Raw genomic sequence first — 15,532 nt, 5'->3', positions numbered from 1 at the left:
TCTCCTCAGTCGGACACTCGGCGCGTCCGTTCGTTCATGGCGACGCGACTCAGCGCGTCGTGCCGTGCACCTTGGGCAGGGCACCACCGGCGGCCGCGTTGCGGTCGGGGCGGAAGTTCGAGAAATCGGCGCCCGGGACGCCGGCGACGAGATCGAGCTCGTCTTCGATGAGTGCGGCCTCCCACTCCTCCGGCCCGACGAGCGGAAGACGCACGCGCGGGCTGGAGATGCGGCCGAGGCCGTGGAGGATGTACTTGGCGGCGACCGTTCCGGGAACGTGGGTCATCACGGCGCGCACGAGCGGCTCGAGACGCTTGTGCTCGGCGGTCGCGGTGGCGAGATCGCCCCGGTTCACGGCGTCGACGATCGTGCGGTAGGGAGTCGCGGTGATGTTCGCGGTCACACCGATCAGGCCCGTTGCGCCGATGGCGAGGTGCGGGAGCACGTTCGCGTCATCACCCGAGAAGTACATGAGATCGGTCTGGTTGAGCACTCGGCTCACCTCGGAGAAGTCGCCCTTGGCGTCCTTGACCGCGAGGATGTTCGGGTGCTTCGCCAGGCGGAGGATGGTCTCGTACTTGATCGGCACACCAGTGCGCCCGGGGATGTCGTACAGGATCACCGGCAGGTCGGTGGCATCGGCCACCAGTCGGAAGTGCGTGAGGATGCCGGCCTGAGTCGGCTTGTTGTAGTACGGCGTGACGATCATGATGCCGTCGGCGCCGGCCTTCTCGCTCGCCTTGTACAGCTCGATCGCGTGGGCGGTCTCGTTCGACCCGCCTCCCGTGATGATCTTGGCGCGACCGGCGGAGACGGACTTGCCGATCTCGACGAGCTTGAGCTTCTCGGGGTCCGTCAGGGTCGAGGTCTCGCCGGTCGTTCCCGTCACGACGACACCGTCAGCACCCGCGGTGATGACGTCATCGATGTGCTTCTCGACGGCGGGCCAGTCGACTTCGCCGTCGGCCGTCATCGGAGTGACGAGCGCGACGAGAACCTGTCCGAATGGGTTGCCCGAGTGCGTCATGCAACCAGAGTATCGTCTCGGCCCGACCTCACGAGGACGCGGCCGCGAACTAGGCTCGTGGCATGGCATGGGTCACGCACGAGTCCGACACCGTCTACGCCAACCGCTGGATCGAGGTACGCGAGGACAAGGTCACCGCCCCCGGCGGGGACGACGGCATCTACGGGGTCGTGCGGATGCAGCATCCCGCCGTCTTCGTGGTCGCGCTCGACGATGAGGAGCGCGTCTGTCTCGTCACCCTCGAGCGCTACACGACGGGGATCTCGATCGAGGTGCCCGCCGGCGGCAGCGACGGCGAGGATCCGCTCGTCGCCGCACGGCGCGAGCTTCTCGAGGAGACCGGATTCACGGCATCCGAATGGCACGAGCTCGGCATCATGAACGCGCTCAACGGCGTCGCGGATGCTCCGGAGCACGTCTTCCTGGCCCGTGGACTAACCGCGTCCGACCCCGCGACGGCCGCGGAGAGTCAGCGCGAGGAGGGCATCGACCAGGTCTCCTGGGTGCCGTTCGCCGATGCGCTCGCGATGATCGCCGAGGGACGCATCAAGGACGGCGAGACGATCGGTGCCCTCGCCCTCGCCGGTATCCGCCTGGGACGGTTCCGCTGAGCCGGATCGTCAGACCCGTCCGCGCCGCGCGATCCCTGCCGTGACCGACCGCGGAAGCAGACCCGCCACGGCCACGATCACCTTGTACCGCAGCGACGGCACCGACACGGACTTCCCGCGCGCGGCGTCTCGCAGTCCCTCGCGCACCACGTCGCTCGCGTCGAGCCACATGATCGCCGGAACGCCCTCGTGCCCCGGAGCCAGGCCCATCCGCTCGTGGAAGCTCGTGTGGGTGAACCCGGGGCACAGCGCGGTCACGCTGACCCCGTCCCGTGCGTATTCGGCGTTGGCCCACCGGCTGAACTGGATCAGCCACGCCTTGCAGGCGGAATAGGTCGAACGCGAGATGAATCCGGCCACCGAGGCCACGTTGATGATGCGCCCTCCCCGACCGCGCATGGTCTGCAGCGCGGCGTGCATGAGGCGCATCGAGGCTTCGACGTGCACCCGCAGGTGACGCACCTCGTCGGCGATGTCGTTGTCGGCGAACTGCAGGGGCAAACCGAACCCGGCGTTGTTGACGAGCAGGTCGATCGGGTCGTCCGCGCGCTCGAGTCGCTGCTCGACCCGCTCGACGCCCTCCTCGATCGCGAGATCGGCCGGAAGCACCTCGACGGCGACGCCGAACTCGCTGCGCAGCTCGGCCGCGAACGACGACAGGGTCTCCTCCGACCGCGCGACCAGCACGAGGTCGGCGCGGCGCCGCGCGAGCTGACGTGCGAACTCGGCCCCGAGGCCGGCGCTCGCTCCGGTGATCAGCGCGGTGGGCATCAGCGCTCGTATCCGAGGAAGCGGTAGCGCACGCCGGTGCGGGAGGTGAGCCACTCCCCCTCGTCGACCAGGCGCCATCCGGTCTTCGCGGGAGCGTACGCGTCGCCGTCGACCTCGAGGTCCAGCTCGGTGACCTCGAGCCGATCGGCGTCACCGATCACCTGCCGGAAGATCTCGGCTCCCCCGATGATCCAGACACGATCCTGGCCGCGCACCGCCTCGGCGACCGTCACCGCTCGGCGTGCACCCTCGGCGCTCCAGTCCTGCTGGCGGGTGATGACGATGTTCTCGCGACCGGCCAGCGGGCGGAACCGCTCGGGCAGCGAGTCCCACGTCTTGCGCCCCATCACGACGGGGGCACCCAGCGTGACCTCCTTGAAGTGCGCCAGGTCCTCGGGAACGTGCCACGGCATGCCACCTTCGGCGCCGATGACGCCACCGGCCGCCTCCGCCCAGATCAGGCCGACCCAGGTCATACCGCGACCGCCGCGCGGATCGGGGCGTGGTGCTGGTAGTCCTCGACGACGAAGTCCTCGAAGGTGTAGTCGAAGATCGACTCGGGCGTGCGCGCGAAGCGCAGCGTCGGATACGGGTACGGGTCGCGGGTGAGCTGCTCGGTGACCTGCTCGATGTGATTGTCGTAGATGTGGCAGTCACCGCCCGTCCACACGAAGTCGCCGGGCTCGAGACCGACCTGCTGGGCGATCATCAGGGTGAGGAGCGCGTAGGACGCGATGTTGAACGGGACGCCGAGGAACATATCGGCACTGCGCTGGTAGAGCTGGCAGGACAACTTTCCGTCGGCGACGTAGAACTGGAAGAGCGCGTGGCAGGGCGCGAGGGCCATGTCGGGGATGTCGGCGGGGTTCCAGGCGGACACGATCAGGCGACGGGAGTCCGGCGAGCGGCGGATCTGCTCGATCACCTCGGCCAGCTGATCGATGCTCTCCCCCGCCGGTGTCGGCCACGAACGCCACTGCACGCCGTAGACGGGACCGAGTTCCCCGGCGTCGTCCGCCCACTCGTCCCAGATCGTCACGCCGTTCTCCTGCAGCCATCGCACGTTCGACTCGCCGCGCAGGAACCACAGCAGCTCGTAGGCGATCGACTTGAAGTGCACACGCTTGGTGGTGATCAGCGGAAAGCCCTGCGACAGGTCGAAGCGGATCTGCCGACCGAACACGCTCGTCGTCCCCGTTCCGGTGCGATCGGACTTGTGCGTTCCGTTCTCGAGGACGTCGCGGAGGAGGTCTTCGTACGGCGTCGGGACGGCTGCGCTCATGAGAGCCAGAATACCTTCCCGCATCACGACACGGGCGGAGGTGCATCCGCTCGCTGCCGTCATCGTCGGACACATCGGCCCCTCCATCCGCACCCGCGCCGTACCCTCGATGCATGTCTCCCGTCGTCGCCCTCGCGATCCTCGCCGCGCTCGTGGCGTTCGCGGTCGTGATCGGCGCAGTCGCGAAGCGCCGGGACGGACGCCGCAGGGCGGGCGGAGCGCTGCGATTCGATGCACAGGATGCCGTTCCCGCCGAGCTCGGATCGAAAGCCACGCTCGTGCAGTTCAGCACCGAGATGTGCGCGCGCTGCCCCCAGGTGCGCCGGATGCTGCGCTCCTATGCCGAGGAGGACGACGGCCTCCGCCACATCGAGGTCGATCTCACCCATCGCCCCGATCTCTCCTCGCGCTATCACGTGCTCCAGACCCCGACCACGTTCCTCGTGGACGAGTCCGGTGCCGTGCGTTCCCGATTCCACGGCGTGCCGCAGCGACGCGCCCTCACCGAAGCCCTCGCCTCCCTCTGAAACGACGTCAGGAGCACCCATGTCCTCTCCCGCCGGCATCGATCCCCGCGGTCCGCGTTTCGCCGCGACCATCACGGCCGTCCTGCTGCTGATCGCAACGTTCCTCGGACTCACCGGACTCGCGACGGCTCGGGGCGTGGCGACGTTCGGGTGGTTCGCCTACCAGCCTCTCTCCGACTCGACGTTCACGTCCGGCAGCCAATGGGTGATCGCGGATGCGCCGCTCTCGGATCGCGCACTCGATCCCGCCTTCCTTCTCACCGCGGTGATCGCACTTCTCTTCCTCTGGAGCATCCTCTCCCCCGCGACCGCTCCGTGGGGAGTGCTCTTCCGCCGCGCGATCCGTCCGCGTCTCGCGCCCCCGACCGAGCTCGAAGACCCCCGTCCGCCGCGTTTCGCGCAGGGAGTCGGTCTGTTCGTCGTCACCATCGGCCTCGTACTTCAGCTCGCCGGTGTCCCCTGGGCGCTCCCGATCTCCACCGCCGCCGCCTTCATCGCCGCATTCCTGAACGCCGCCATCGGCCTGTGCCTCGGCTGCCAGCTGTACCTGCTGCTCCAGCGCGCGGGACTCCTCGGACGCACGCGCACGGCCTGACACGTTCCCCCGGAGAGCGCCGCTCGCTAGGCTGGCGACGACGCGACGCTGCGCATCCGCAGTGCGAGAACCGGAGGAATCATGCCCGTCACCAGCGAAGCGACCACCACCTGGACCGGATCACTGGCGGAGGGCTCCGGCACCGTCGCGTTCTCGTCGTCGAAGCTCGGCACCTTCCCCATCGACTGGAAGGCACGCAGTGAGGGCAGCGACACCACCACGACCCCGGAGGAGCTCATCGCCGCCGCGCACGCGTCGTGCTTCAGCATGGCCCTGGCTCACGCGCTGAGCGAGAACGGCACCCCGCCGGAGCGCGTGAACGCGAGCGCATCCGTCACCTTCAAGCCGGGCGTCGGTATCACCGGCAGCCACCTCAACGTCAACGCGGTGGTGCCCGGGCTCTCCCCCGAGGCGTTCCAGGAGATCGCCGAAGAGGCGAAGTCCGGATGCCCGGTCTCCCAGGCGCTCGCGGGCATCGACATCACCCTCGAAGCCACTCTGGCCTGAGCCGGCGGCGATCAGCCGCGCGAGAGCCTGATCGCCTCGCGGATGCTCGCGCGGGCGTCCTTGCGTCGCCCCGCGGCATCCTGCACCACACCCAGCCGGAATCGCGCGCGCCACTCCTCCGGAGCGGCCTCCGCCGCGGCGGTGTATCGCTCGATCAGCGGGTCGGCATCCGCCCGGGCGATGCGTCCGCTCGGGGTCAGCTCCGTCTCCGCCTCCGGCATCCCGCCTTCGGCATCGAGCGTGCGCCCGAGCCGGTCCGCGGCGAAGCCGAACTGCATCTCGCGGATCAGCGCCCAGGCGCCGATCAACGGCATGACGAGCAGCGCGATGCCGATCGCGATCGCGATCGGCTCGCCGGTGCCGAGCATCAGCACGGCGCGATAGCCCACCACGACGATGTAGAGCGCGAGGCACAGGGCCATCACTCCGACGCCGATGCGGGAGATCATGAGCGGATGCCGATGTCGATCATGTTCTCGAGACCGACGACGACCCCCGTCGCGTCCCGAGCGAACGGCACCGCGAGACGGATGCCGGGGGCATAGGCGAGGGCGGGCTCGACGGTGTCGTGCGTGAACGTCAGCGACTCGCCGGGTCCCGCGAGCACCACCTCCTGCTTCGCGATCACACCGGGACGACGGAGCGAGTGGATCGGGACGCTGCCGACCTGCTGACCTCGGGCCCGCTGATCGGCGTGCGGGGCGCTCACCGGCCCCTGCTCGGAACGCGCGGCCGCGATGAGTTCGGCGGTACGCACGGCAGTGCCGCTGGGCGAATCGATCTTCGTCTCGCGATGCGCCTCGACGATCTCAGCGGAGTCGAAGAACGGTGCCGCTGCAGCGGCGAGAGCGGAGCCGAGCACCGAACCGAGCGAGAAGTTGGGGATGAACACCGCGGCGGTCCCTGCGGCTTCGACCAGAGGTCGCACGAGCGCGATGCGCTCGGCCGACCAGCCCGATGTCGCGACGAGCACGTTCTGCCCGTGCTCGACCGCCGAGCGCACGACGTCGATGCTCACCTGGGGCGTCGACGCGTCGATCACCAGGTCGGCACCCACGAGCTCCGACAGGTCGCTCGACGAGGACAGGATGCGGCTCACCTCGAACCCGTCCAGGTCGTCGATGACGGCGTGGATGATCGCCCCGAGCTTGCCGGTCCCGCCGACGATTGCTACCTGCGTGGTCATGGGTACCAGTCTATTTCGGGCACTGCGCGGCACGGCCGGGGGCGCGCGGTAACCGCCGTCGACTCAGACCGGGATCGCGTCCGGAATACCCGTGCGGAGCTCCATGGGCAGATGGCCGGTGTCGTTGTGGTTCAGCAGCGTCCACGGACGGCCCTGCTTCTGCGCGATGACGGTGAGACCGCAGTGGGCCTGATTCAACGTCATCCACCGCCACTCCGGCGCCCCGAGCACCTCGCGCACGAACCACGAGATCACGAAGTTGTGGGTGATGAGAACCTCGTGCACCTCGCCGGTCTTGCGCACGAGGAATTCGTTGACGGCGTCGTACATCTGCGCGCCGCCGGCCTCGATCTCCGCGTCGGTGATCGATCCGAAGAACGGCTCGAACGCGGCCGGAGTCTCCTCGGTCATGCCGGTCGGGACGCAGTCGAACAGCAACGAGGTCGGCTTGGGATCGACGGAGGGCAGGCGGGCCGCGATCGCCCGTGCCGTCTCGTTCGCCCGCAGCAGCGGAGAGTGCCAGACGGCATCGAGCGGGAGTCCGCCCAGGCGGTCGGCGATCAACTCGGCTTGGCGCTGTCCACGCGGGGAAAGGGGTCCGTCGGCCAGGCCGTGCTCGGCATCCTGATGTTCACCGTGTCTGACCAGATAGATATAGTGCGTCACTACTCGCTCGCTTCATCGCCAGCATCTGCCGGGCTCTCACTCCACCCTATGCCACGCATATGACAGTCGTGTGAAGCCGCTCAGGCGCCCGCTCGCGCGAGATCGGCGAGCTGCGCGCGCGACAGGGCGACGCCCGCCCCCTGCATGAGCTCGTCGACGTGCTCGGCGGCGAAGGTGTTGACGATCGGTGCGACGATCGACCTCTGGGCGAGCAACCAGGCGATCGAGACGGCGGCGACCGGCACGCTCAGCTCCTCCGCGATCTGATCGAGCGCGCGGAGGATGCGGATGCCGCGACGGTTGAGGTTGCCCCGCAGCTGCTCGCCCCGCACTCCGCGGGAGGCGACGGACTTGTTCCGGTGGCGGCCCGAGAGGAATCCGTGCTCGAGCGCGTGCGACGGGGTCACCGCGAGGTTCTGCGCACCGGCGACGAGGCGGAGATCACCTTCGAACGACTGGCGGCGGATCAGGTTGTACGGGGCGTCGACGACCTCGATGCGCGGATAGCCCGCCGACGCGAGGATGCGCGCCTCGACCAGACGCTCCGGTGCGAATCCGAACGCGCCGACGGCCGCCACCTTGCCGGCGTCGACCAGCCACTCCACGGTCGCGAGGGTGTCTTCGAGATTCGTCGTGGCGTCGAGAGTGGCATCGAGGTAGAGCACGTCGATGCGTTCGGTGCCCAACCGCGTCAGCGACCCCTCGACCGCGCGCACGAGGTTGACCGACCCGAGCCCCGGGTTGTCCGCGTGCGCACCGATGCGCGCGCTCAGCACGACCTCGTCGCGCAGCCCGCGGGACCGCAACCACTGACCGATGATGTGCTCGCTGCGACCGCCCGAGAACCCGTCGGCGGTGTGCACGGCGTTGCCGCCGAACTCGATGTAGCGATCGAGGATGCCGTGGCTCGTCTCGAGATCGACGTTCCACCCGAACTCGGCGGCGCCGAGCATGAGCGGGAATGTCTCGAGCCCGGTCTCACCGAGCGGGACGCGGATGGTCTCGCCGACCCCCGGACCCACGATCGGGATCGGGGCGGAAGGATGCTCCGCACCCTGTGCGAGCGCGCGATCATCCGGGGCCCCTGCGCCTACACCGAACAATCGCATACTCTCACCCCCACGTCGATCGGTGCGATCCGATCTTCGTACCTGCATTCATGCACCCCCCGGTGCGTACTTCGAGGGTATGCGAAACCGGCGAACTCGCCGACCAATCCGCGGAACGGCGGGCAAACTTCCCATAACAGTTCGATCACGAGAACGACGAGGCCCGATGCCCTCCCCTGCGGGAAGGCACCGGGCCTCGTCGTACGGAGCCGATTACTCGGCCGCGACCTCCTCGGCCGGAGCGGCGTCGGCCGCGGGGGCCTCGTCGATCACGGGCTCGAGCGAGAGCTTGCCGCGGTCGTCGATCTTCGTGATCTTCACGAGGATCTTCTGACCGACCGAGAGCACGTCGTCGACGTTCTCGACGCGCTTGCCACCGGCGAGCTTGCGCACCTCGGTGACGTGCAGCAGGCCGTCCTTGCCGGGCAGCAGCGAGACGAACGCACCGAAGGTGGCGATCTTCACGACGGTGCCGAGGAACTGCTCGCCGACCTCCGGGTTGGTCGGGTTGGCGATCGCGTTGACCTGAGCGCGGGCGGCCTCGGCCGAGGGGCCGTCGGTCGCGCCGATGTAGACGGTGCCGTCCTCCTCGATGGAGATCTGCGCGCCGGTCTCGTCCTGGATCGCGTTGATCGTCTTGCCCTTCGGGCCGATCAGCTCGCCGATCTTGTCGACCGGGATCTGGACGCTGATGACGCGCGGCGCGGTCGGCGCCATCTCGTCGGGCGCGTCGATCGCGGCGTTGAGGACGTTGAGGATCGTCAGACGCGCGTCGCGCGCCTGGGTCAGCGCGCCCGCGAGCACCGATGACGGGATGCCGTCGAGCTTCGTGTCGAGCTGGATCGCCGTGACGAACTCGCTGGTACCGGCGACCTTGAAGTCCATGTCGCCGAGCGCGTCCTCCGCACCGAGGATGTCGGTGAGGGCGGCGTAGCGGGTCTCACCGTCGACCTCGTCGGAGACGAGACCCATCGCGATACCGGCGACGGGGGCGCGCAGCGGCACACCCGCGTTCAGCAGCGAGAGGGTCGACGCGCAGACGGAGCCCATCGACGTCGAACCGTTGGAGCTGAGCGCCTCCGAGACCTGACGGATCGCGTAGGGGAACTCCTCGCGGCTCGGCAGCACCGGCACGAGGGCGCGCTCGGCGAGGAAGCCGTGCCCGATCTCGCGACGCTTCGGCGAACCCACGCGGCCGGTCTCACCGGTCGAGTAGGGCGGGAAGTTGTAGTGGTGCATGTAGCGCTTGCTCGTCGTGGGCGACAGCGAGTCGATCTGCTGCTCCATCTTGAGCATGTTCAACGTGGTGACGCCCATGATCTGGGTCTCGCCGCGCTGGAAGATCGCGGAGCCGTGCACGCGCGGGATGACCTGCACCTCGGCGTCGAGCGGACGGATGTCGGCCAGGCCGCGACCGTCGATGCGGACGCTCTCGGTGAGGATGCGACCGCGGACGATCTTCTTCGTGACCGACTTGTACGCACCCGAGAACTCGAGGGGTGCGCCAGCGGGCAGCTCACCAGCCTCAGTCGCCGCGATGAGCTCCGCCTTGACGCGGTCCTTGATCGCGTCGTCGGCGTTCTGGCGCTCGGTCTTGTCGGCGATCTGGTAGACGTTCACCAGCTCGTCGTACGCACGACCCGCGACGAAGTCGTAGACCTCGCTCGAGTACGGCGGGAAGACCGGGTACACGCCCGGCTCCTTGGACGCGGTGGCGGCGAGCTCGGCCTGAGCCTTGACGAGCTGCGCGATGAACGGCTTCGAGGCCTCGAGGCCCTGGGCGACGACGGCCTCGTCGGGCTTGGTGGCGCCCGCCTTGATGAGGTTCCAGCTGCCCTCGGTCGCCTCGGCCTCGACCATCATGATCGCGACGTCTTCGGTGCCGTCGGCCTTGGTGACCACGCGACCGGCGACGATGAGGTCGAACACGGCCTCACTGACCTGCTCGGCCGTCGGGAACGCGACCCACTGGTCGGCGTGCTCGCCCTGGCCGGGGATGAACGCCAGGCGCACACCGGCGACGGGGCCGGAGAACGGGAGACCCGAGATCTGCGTCGACGCGGATGCCGCGTTGATCGCGAGAGCGTCGTAGAACTCTCCCGGAGCGATCGAGAGGACCGTGATGACGATCTGGACCTCGTTGCGCAGGCCGTCGACGAACGACGGACGCAGCGGACGGTCGATCAGACGGCAGACCAGGATCGCCTCGGTGGAGGGACGACCCTCGCGACGGAAGAACGAGCCGGGGATCTTGCCGGCGGCGTAGGAGCGCTCCTCGACGTCGACCGTCAGCGGGAAGAAGTCGAAGCCCTCACGCGGGTGCTTGCCGGCGCTGGTGGCCGAGAGGAGCATGGTCTCGCCGTCGAGGTACGCGGCGACTGCGCCCTGAGCCTGCTGCGCGAGGCGGCCGGTCTCGAAGCGGATGGTACGGGTGCCGAAGCGGCCGTTGTCGAGAACGGCCTCGGTGGCGGTGATTTCAGGACCTTCCAAGAGGTCTCTCCTTCTTTGTTTAGACTCGCGAATCCGTGTGACGCGCGAGCGTGTTCATGAAGGAGCGGAACGGCAGGATAAGGGCGCGCGAGCACTCTCGCGAATGTCGCCTGCGCTGGCCACCAGTAGAAAGCCACCCGACATGACGTCTGCCGAGGAACCCACCACAGGGGACCAGCTCCTCCGCCGATCGCTCCATGAGTCGATGTGAAGTTGTCCGGCCGACACAGGTCAGCCTCCCCAACCCTACCAGGGACGCCCGATTTCACCCCCGCCCCGCCGGTACGCCGCGCTGCGCCGTCGAGCGCCCCAGGTAGACGTAGTCGTCGTGCTTCGCGACACGGCCGTCGCCGGCTGCACGGCCGTGCAGCCGCCGCCACACCCAGGGCAGGGCATGGCGGGACCACCACAGTCCGGTACCGATGTCGATCTGCTCGTGCAGGGAGGCGTCGAGGGCGCCGAGGGCCTCGGCGTGCGGAACCCCGAGGATCTCGCCCGCGCGATACGCCAGGAAGCGGTGACCGCTGCTGCTGAGGTGCACGAGGTCCTCCCCCCAGTGCTCGCGCTCGCGCAGCGCCGGGTGCAGGTCGGTGTCGATCAGCACCGAGCCCGTACGCGCGGCGATGCCCCCGAGCGCCGTGGCGAACGCCGCGAACCGGGCCGTGTAGATCGCCGCCGCACGCCGACCCGGCAGGAACGGCGTCACGAGGACGACCGTGGCTCCCGTCGCCCGCAGACGCACGATCGCACGCTCGAGCTCCGCGGCGAGCGCGGGGATGTCGACGCGGTGCTTCACCAGGTCGTTGGCACCGATGAGCACGGAGACCAGGTCGGGACGGAGTTGCAGGGCGCGGTCCAGCTGAGGGCCGCACACATCGGCGACCCGCTTGGAGCGGATGGCGAGATTGGCGTAGTGGAGCCCTCCCCGCGAGGCCAGCAGGAGGGCGAGGCGGTCGGCCCATCCGCGCAGCGCGCCGTCGGGGGCGGGATCGCACAGCCCCTCGGTGAGGGAGTCGCCGAGCGCGATGTACCTCTGCCACCGTGCGGAGACGACGGGCAGGGGCGTCTCGGGGCGGACGCTGCGGCGAGCGCGGAGCGAGGTGTCGACCCGCTTCAACGTGCGGGCCTCGTCGAAGTGCTCGAGGAGTCGCCCGCACACGCTGTCCCAGGAACGCTCCTGCACCGCGTTGTGGCCGGCTTCACCGAACGCCCGGCGTTTGCGGGCGTCGCCCGCCAGGTCGGCCACCCGCATCCGCAGGTCGTCGAGGTCTCCCGGGCGGTAGAGCCATCCGTCGATCCCCATCCGGACGAGGTCGAGGGGCCCGCCGCGACCGGTGGCCACCACGGGCACACCGCTCGCGTGCGCTTCCTGCAACGTCTGTCCGAAGGTCTCGCTCTCCCCGGGATGCACGAAGACGTCGAACGAGGCGACGGCGGTGGCGAGCGCATCGCCGTCGAGGTGACCGAGGAAGACGGCATCCGGCAGCATCGCCTGCAGGCGCGCTCTGCTCGGTCCGTCTCCGACGATGACGAGGCGCGCGCCGGGGAGGGAACGCAGAGCGACGAGGTCCTCGACCTGCTTCTCCGGGGCGAGGCGGCCCACGTACCCGATGACGACCTCCCCACCCCACCGGGCGCGCAGACTCTCATCACGGCGTGCGGGCTGGAAGCGTTCCGCGTCGACGCCTCTCCCCCACCGGCGGATCCGGTCGACGCCGAGGTGCTCGAGTTGCCGGGCGGACTCCGACGAGGGGGCGAGGGTCAGCGTCGCGCGCCGATGGAGCCGGGCGATGTGCGTCTGTGCGATCCCCGTCGTCGCGGCGACGCGATAGCGCTCGGTGTAGGCCGCGACGTCGGTCTGGTAGGCCGCGACCGACGCCACCTCGAGCCGTTCTGCGGCGAGCACGCCCCGCCATCCCAGCGCGAACGGTGACGCCAGGTGCACGACGTCCGGGCGGAAGCGCCGGAGGGAGACCGCCAGGCGCGAGGCCGGCGAGGTGCCGACGCGGACGTTGCGGTATCCCGGGAGTGCGAGGCTCGGGATCGCCTCGATCGGGGCACCGTGCATGTGCTGCGGAATGCCGTTCGCGGCGGGGGCGATGACGTGGGCATCGTGCCCGTGTCGTTCGAGGTGACGCAGGATCTGCAGGACGGATCCGGTCACACCGTTCATGTGCGGAAGGAAGGACTCTGTCACGATCGCGACTCTCACACCCCCAGGATGGAGGCAGCGATCGACGGTCGAGGCCGATTCGCGGGGCGCGCACCAGATGTTCACCGGATGCACGAAAGCCCGTCACCGGCTATCCGGATTTCAGTTGCCGTTCACCGCCGGAGGGCACCGTTGAGGACGTGCCCACCGATCTCCTCGCCGATATCCTCGCCGGCCCCTGGGCGCTCGCGGTCATGTGCCTTCTCGTGTTCGGTGACGCCTTCCTGGTGGTGATCCCCGGAGAGGTCGCGGTGACGGCTCTGGGCGCGGCATCCGTCTCGACGGGCGCTCCCCCGCTCTGGGCCGTCATCGCCTGCGCCGCAGCCGCGGCGGCTCTCGGCGACATCGCGTGCTACCTGATCGGGCGCTTCGTCGGAACCGAACGCTGGGGGTGGATGCGCGCGCCTCGCTTCCGACGGGCGCTCGACTGGGCCCGCCGCAGACTGGACGGCGGGATGGCCACGGTTCTCTTCACCGCACGGTTCGTTCCGTTCGCCCGTCTTGCGATCAACCTCGTCGCCGGAGCTTCTCGCGTGCATCCTCCGCGCTATCTCGCCCTGGTCACCGTGGCAGCACTCGGATGGGCCGCGTACCAGGCCTCGATCGGCGCAGCCGTCGCCGCGCTCCTCCCGGGCGGACCGATCGTGGCGATCCCCGTGTCGGTCGCGGTGGCGATCGGTCTCGGCCTGCTCATCGATCTGATCACGCGCCGCAGCAGGCGAGACCTCCCGGACGAGACGCCGGTGGCCTAGGCTGGCGGACATGAGCACCGAAGAAGGCGCCACCTCCTCCTCCGAGGAGATGAAGCGCAAGTTCAAGGAAGCGCTCGAGAAGAAGAACGCGCAGCACCGCCAGGGCGAGTCCCACCTGGATGGCGATTCCGCCGTCCACGGCGGTGCGGCCCCGCAGACGCGGCGCGAGTTCCGACGCAAGAGCGGTTGACCACCGATGCGGGAGCCGACATGTCCGTCGGCTCCCGCATCCTTCATCCGGTGTTCGAGTCAGCTCTGCAGCGCACGCCGACGCGCGCGCTCCTCCTTCGCCGACATCTCGTCGAGCGCGGACTCCTTGAGCTCGTGCACGTCAGCAGCCTCGCTGCCGTCGGACATCCCGTGGTCGTCGACCCCGTCCAGCAGTGATTCGTCGAACGGCAGGTCGCCCCTGAGCACCCGACCGACCCGATCGCGATCGATCTGCTTCGTCCACGTGCCGATCAGGAGCGTCGCGACCGCGTTGCCGGTGAAGTTGGTGAGAGCGCGTCCCTCGGACATGAACCGGTCGATGCCGACGATCACGCCCACGCCGTCGACGAGATCGGGACGGTAGGCCTGCAGTCCACCGGCCAGCGTCGCGAGTCCCGCGCCGGTGACCCCGGCCGCTCCCTTGCTCGCGATGATCATGAAGACCAGCAGACCGATCTGCTCGCCGATCGACATCGGCTGCCCCATGCCGGTCGCGATGAACAGCGAGGCCATGGTGAGGTAGATGGCCGTTCCGTCGAGGTTGAACGAGTAACCGGTGGGAACGGTGATGCCGACGACGGGCTTCGACACCCCGATGTGCTCCATCTTCGCGATCAGCCGCGGAAGGGCCGACTCCGACGACGACGTGCCGACGATCAGCAGGTACTCCCGGCCCAGGTACTTCATCAACCGGAAGATGTTGACCCGCGTCACGGCGTACAGCAGAACGCCCAGGATCACGACGATGAACAGAATGCACGTGATATAGAACGCCACCATCAGGATGCCGAGGCTCCAGATCGCCGAGATGCCCGTCTTGCCGACGACCGCGGCGATCGCTCCGAAGGCGCCGAGTGGTGCCAGCCAGAGGATCATCCCGAGAATGCGGAAAACGACCTTCTGGAGGTTCTTGACCGCGTCCATGATCGGTGCGCCGCGGTCGCCCAACCCCTGCAGCGCGAAGCCCGTGAGCAGCGCGATGAAGAGCACCTGCAGCACGCTCTCTCCGGTGAACGCCGAGAAGAACGTCGCCGGGATGATCCCGAGGATGAAGTCCTGGGTGCTCTTCGCCTCCGCAGTGTCGGCGTCGTACGTCGCGCCGGCCATGTCGAGGCCCGATCCCGGGTGGATGAGGTTGCCGACGACCAGCCCGATGGCCAGGGCGAAGGTCGACATCACCATGAAGTACAGCAGCGCGAGTCCGCCGATCTTCCCGACCGTCGCGGCCTTGGCGATCGACCCGACCCCGACGACGATCGTGCAGAAGATGATCGGGGCGATCATCATCTTGATCAGCGCCACGAATCCCTTGCCGAGCGGCTCGAAGCTCTGCCCGACCTCGGGCCAGATCAGCCCGACGAGTGCGCCGAGCACGACCGCGATGATCACCGACACGTAGAGCCAGGTGTGACGGTCCCAGGACTGCTTGCCGCGCCTCCAGTGGAAGCCGGGCAGCGTGAATCCGGTGGTGATGGCCATTGTTCCTCCTCGGAGATGAACGTCGTCGTTCGGGACCGGCGTCGTCGCCGGCGGTGTGCCCACGTTCGCCGACTTCCCGAGACGGCACCATTTGTGGTCGTATTGGTC

17 protein-coding genes are annotated in these 15,532 nt (G+C 68.8%); 6 read left to right on the top strand and 11 right to left on the bottom strand.

Annotated features, from left to right (window positions below):
- Positions 1 to 49: 49 nt before the first annotated feature.
- Complete coding sequence (gene dapA, locus ACTJKK_RS02225) at positions 50 to 1,027, bottom strand: 4-hydroxy-tetrahydrodipicolinate synthase (protein ID WP_247622706.1); 978 nt, start codon at positions 1,025 to 1,027, stop codon at positions 50 to 52.
- A 62-nt stretch (positions 1,028 to 1,089) separates the two neighbouring features.
- Here dapA and ACTJKK_RS02220 point away from each other — a divergent pair, with 62 nt between their 5' ends.
- Positions 1,090 to 1,638: an NUDIX domain-containing protein gene (locus tag ACTJKK_RS02220; RefSeq protein ID WP_440746847.1), complete on the top strand. Its 549-nt coding sequence runs from the start codon at positions 1,090 to 1,092 to the stop codon at positions 1,636 to 1,638.
- Between the two features lie 9 nt (positions 1,639 to 1,647).
- On the opposite strand, the gene ACTJKK_RS02215 is transcribed toward ACTJKK_RS02220, so the two are convergent.
- Genes ACTJKK_RS02215 through ACTJKK_RS02205 form a run of 3 tightly spaced genes read right to left on the bottom strand, consistent with a single transcriptional unit; the run spans position 1,648 to position 3,691 of the window.
- Positions 1,648 to 2,409: an SDR family NAD(P)-dependent oxidoreductase gene (locus ACTJKK_RS02215; protein ID WP_440746846.1), complete on the bottom strand. Its 762-nt coding sequence runs from the start codon at positions 2,407 to 2,409 to the stop codon at positions 1,648 to 1,650.
- The gene (locus tag ACTJKK_RS02210) at positions 2,409 to 2,885 is read right to left on the bottom strand and encodes a dihydrofolate reductase (protein ID WP_440746845.1); all 477 of its coding nucleotides are present in this window, start codon (positions 2,883 to 2,885) and stop codon (positions 2,409 to 2,411) included. Before ACTJKK_RS02210 ends, ACTJKK_RS02215 begins: the two co-directional genes overlap by 1 nt.
- Positions 2,882 to 3,691, bottom strand: coding sequence for a thymidylate synthase (locus tag ACTJKK_RS02205; protein ID WP_247622710.1), 810 nt, complete (start codon positions 3,689 to 3,691; stop codon positions 2,882 to 2,884). Before ACTJKK_RS02205 ends, ACTJKK_RS02210 begins: the two co-directional genes overlap by 4 nt.
- 113 nt (positions 3,692 to 3,804) lie before the next feature.
- Between ACTJKK_RS02205 and ACTJKK_RS02200 the strand changes: the two genes are divergently transcribed.
- The 3 genes from ACTJKK_RS02200 (at position 3,805) to ACTJKK_RS02190 (ending at position 5,320) form a co-directional block, all read left to right on the top strand.
- The gene (locus tag ACTJKK_RS02200; protein WP_440746844.1) at positions 3,805 to 4,218 is read left to right on the top strand and encodes a thioredoxin family protein; all 414 of its coding nucleotides are present in this window, start codon (positions 3,805 to 3,807) and stop codon (positions 4,216 to 4,218) included.
- A gap of 19 nt (positions 4,219 to 4,237) precedes the next feature.
- Positions 4,238 to 4,813, top strand: coding sequence for a DUF4395 domain-containing protein (locus ACTJKK_RS02195; RefSeq protein ID WP_440746843.1), 576 nt, complete (start codon positions 4,238 to 4,240; stop codon positions 4,811 to 4,813).
- 81 nt (positions 4,814 to 4,894) lie between these two features.
- Complete coding sequence (locus tag ACTJKK_RS02190) at positions 4,895 to 5,320, top strand: OsmC family peroxiredoxin (protein WP_404596531.1); 426 nt, start codon at positions 4,895 to 4,897, stop codon at positions 5,318 to 5,320.
- Between the two features lie 11 nt (positions 5,321 to 5,331).
- Here ACTJKK_RS02190 and ACTJKK_RS02185 read toward each other — a convergent pair whose 3' ends face one another.
- The 6 genes from ACTJKK_RS02185 to ACTJKK_RS02160 form a co-directional block, all read right to left on the bottom strand.
- Positions 5,332 to 5,769, bottom strand: a complete 438-nt coding sequence (locus tag ACTJKK_RS02185) for a hypothetical protein (protein WP_247632385.1) — start codon at positions 5,767 to 5,769, stop codon at positions 5,332 to 5,334.
- The gene (dapB, locus tag ACTJKK_RS02180) at positions 5,766 to 6,506 is read right to left on the bottom strand and encodes a 4-hydroxy-tetrahydrodipicolinate reductase (RefSeq protein WP_247622715.1); all 741 of its coding nucleotides are present in this window, start codon (positions 6,504 to 6,506) and stop codon (positions 5,766 to 5,768) included. The genes ACTJKK_RS02185 and dapB overlap by 4 nt, the downstream gene beginning before the upstream one ends.
- A 63-nt stretch (positions 6,507 to 6,569) precedes the next feature.
- Positions 6,570 to 7,172 (bottom strand): histidine phosphatase family protein, encoded by a 603-nt coding sequence (locus ACTJKK_RS02175; RefSeq protein ID WP_247622716.1) that lies wholly within the window; start codon positions 7,170 to 7,172, stop codon positions 6,570 to 6,572.
- An 80-nt stretch (positions 7,173 to 7,252) separates the two neighbouring features.
- Positions 7,253 to 8,281: an aldo/keto reductase gene (locus ACTJKK_RS02170; RefSeq protein ID WP_440746842.1), complete on the bottom strand. Its 1,029-nt coding sequence runs from the start codon at positions 8,279 to 8,281 to the stop codon at positions 7,253 to 7,255.
- Between the two features lie 213 nt (positions 8,282 to 8,494).
- The gene (locus ACTJKK_RS02165; protein ID WP_440746841.1) at positions 8,495 to 10,771 is read right to left on the bottom strand and encodes a polyribonucleotide nucleotidyltransferase; all 2,277 of its coding nucleotides are present in this window, start codon (positions 10,769 to 10,771) and stop codon (positions 8,495 to 8,497) included.
- 265 nt (positions 10,772 to 11,036) lie between these two features.
- Positions 11,037 to 12,968: a GDSL-type esterase/lipase family protein gene (locus tag ACTJKK_RS02160; RefSeq protein ID WP_440746840.1), complete on the bottom strand. Its 1,932-nt coding sequence runs from the start codon at positions 12,966 to 12,968 to the stop codon at positions 11,037 to 11,039.
- Positions 12,969 to 13,123: 155 nt separating this feature from the next.
- On the opposite strand from ACTJKK_RS02160, the gene ACTJKK_RS02155 reads away from it, so the two are divergent.
- A complete protein-coding gene (locus ACTJKK_RS02155; protein ID WP_440746839.1) occupies positions 13,124 to 13,735 on the top strand; it encodes a DedA family protein in 612 nt (203 codons plus the stop codon).
- Positions 13,736 to 13,745: 10 nt separating this feature from the next.
- Complete coding sequence (locus ACTJKK_RS02150; protein ID WP_247622721.1) at positions 13,746 to 13,925, top strand: DUF5302 domain-containing protein; 180 nt, start codon at positions 13,746 to 13,748, stop codon at positions 13,923 to 13,925.
- 59 nt (positions 13,926 to 13,984) lie between these two features.
- Here ACTJKK_RS02150 and ACTJKK_RS02145 read toward each other — a convergent pair whose 3' ends face one another.
- Positions 13,985 to 15,424, bottom strand: a complete 1,440-nt coding sequence (locus tag ACTJKK_RS02145; RefSeq protein ID WP_440746838.1) for a cation:dicarboxylate symporter family transporter — start codon at positions 15,422 to 15,424, stop codon at positions 13,985 to 13,987.
- Between the last annotated feature and the right edge of the window lie 108 nt (positions 15,425 to 15,532).

Source organism: Microbacterium sp. 22179 (assembly GCF_052045715.1).
Lineage (GTDB): Bacteria > Actinomycetota > Actinomycetes > Actinomycetales > Microbacteriaceae > Microbacterium > Microbacterium galbinum.
This window is presented reverse-complemented; position numbering and strand designations above follow the sequence as displayed.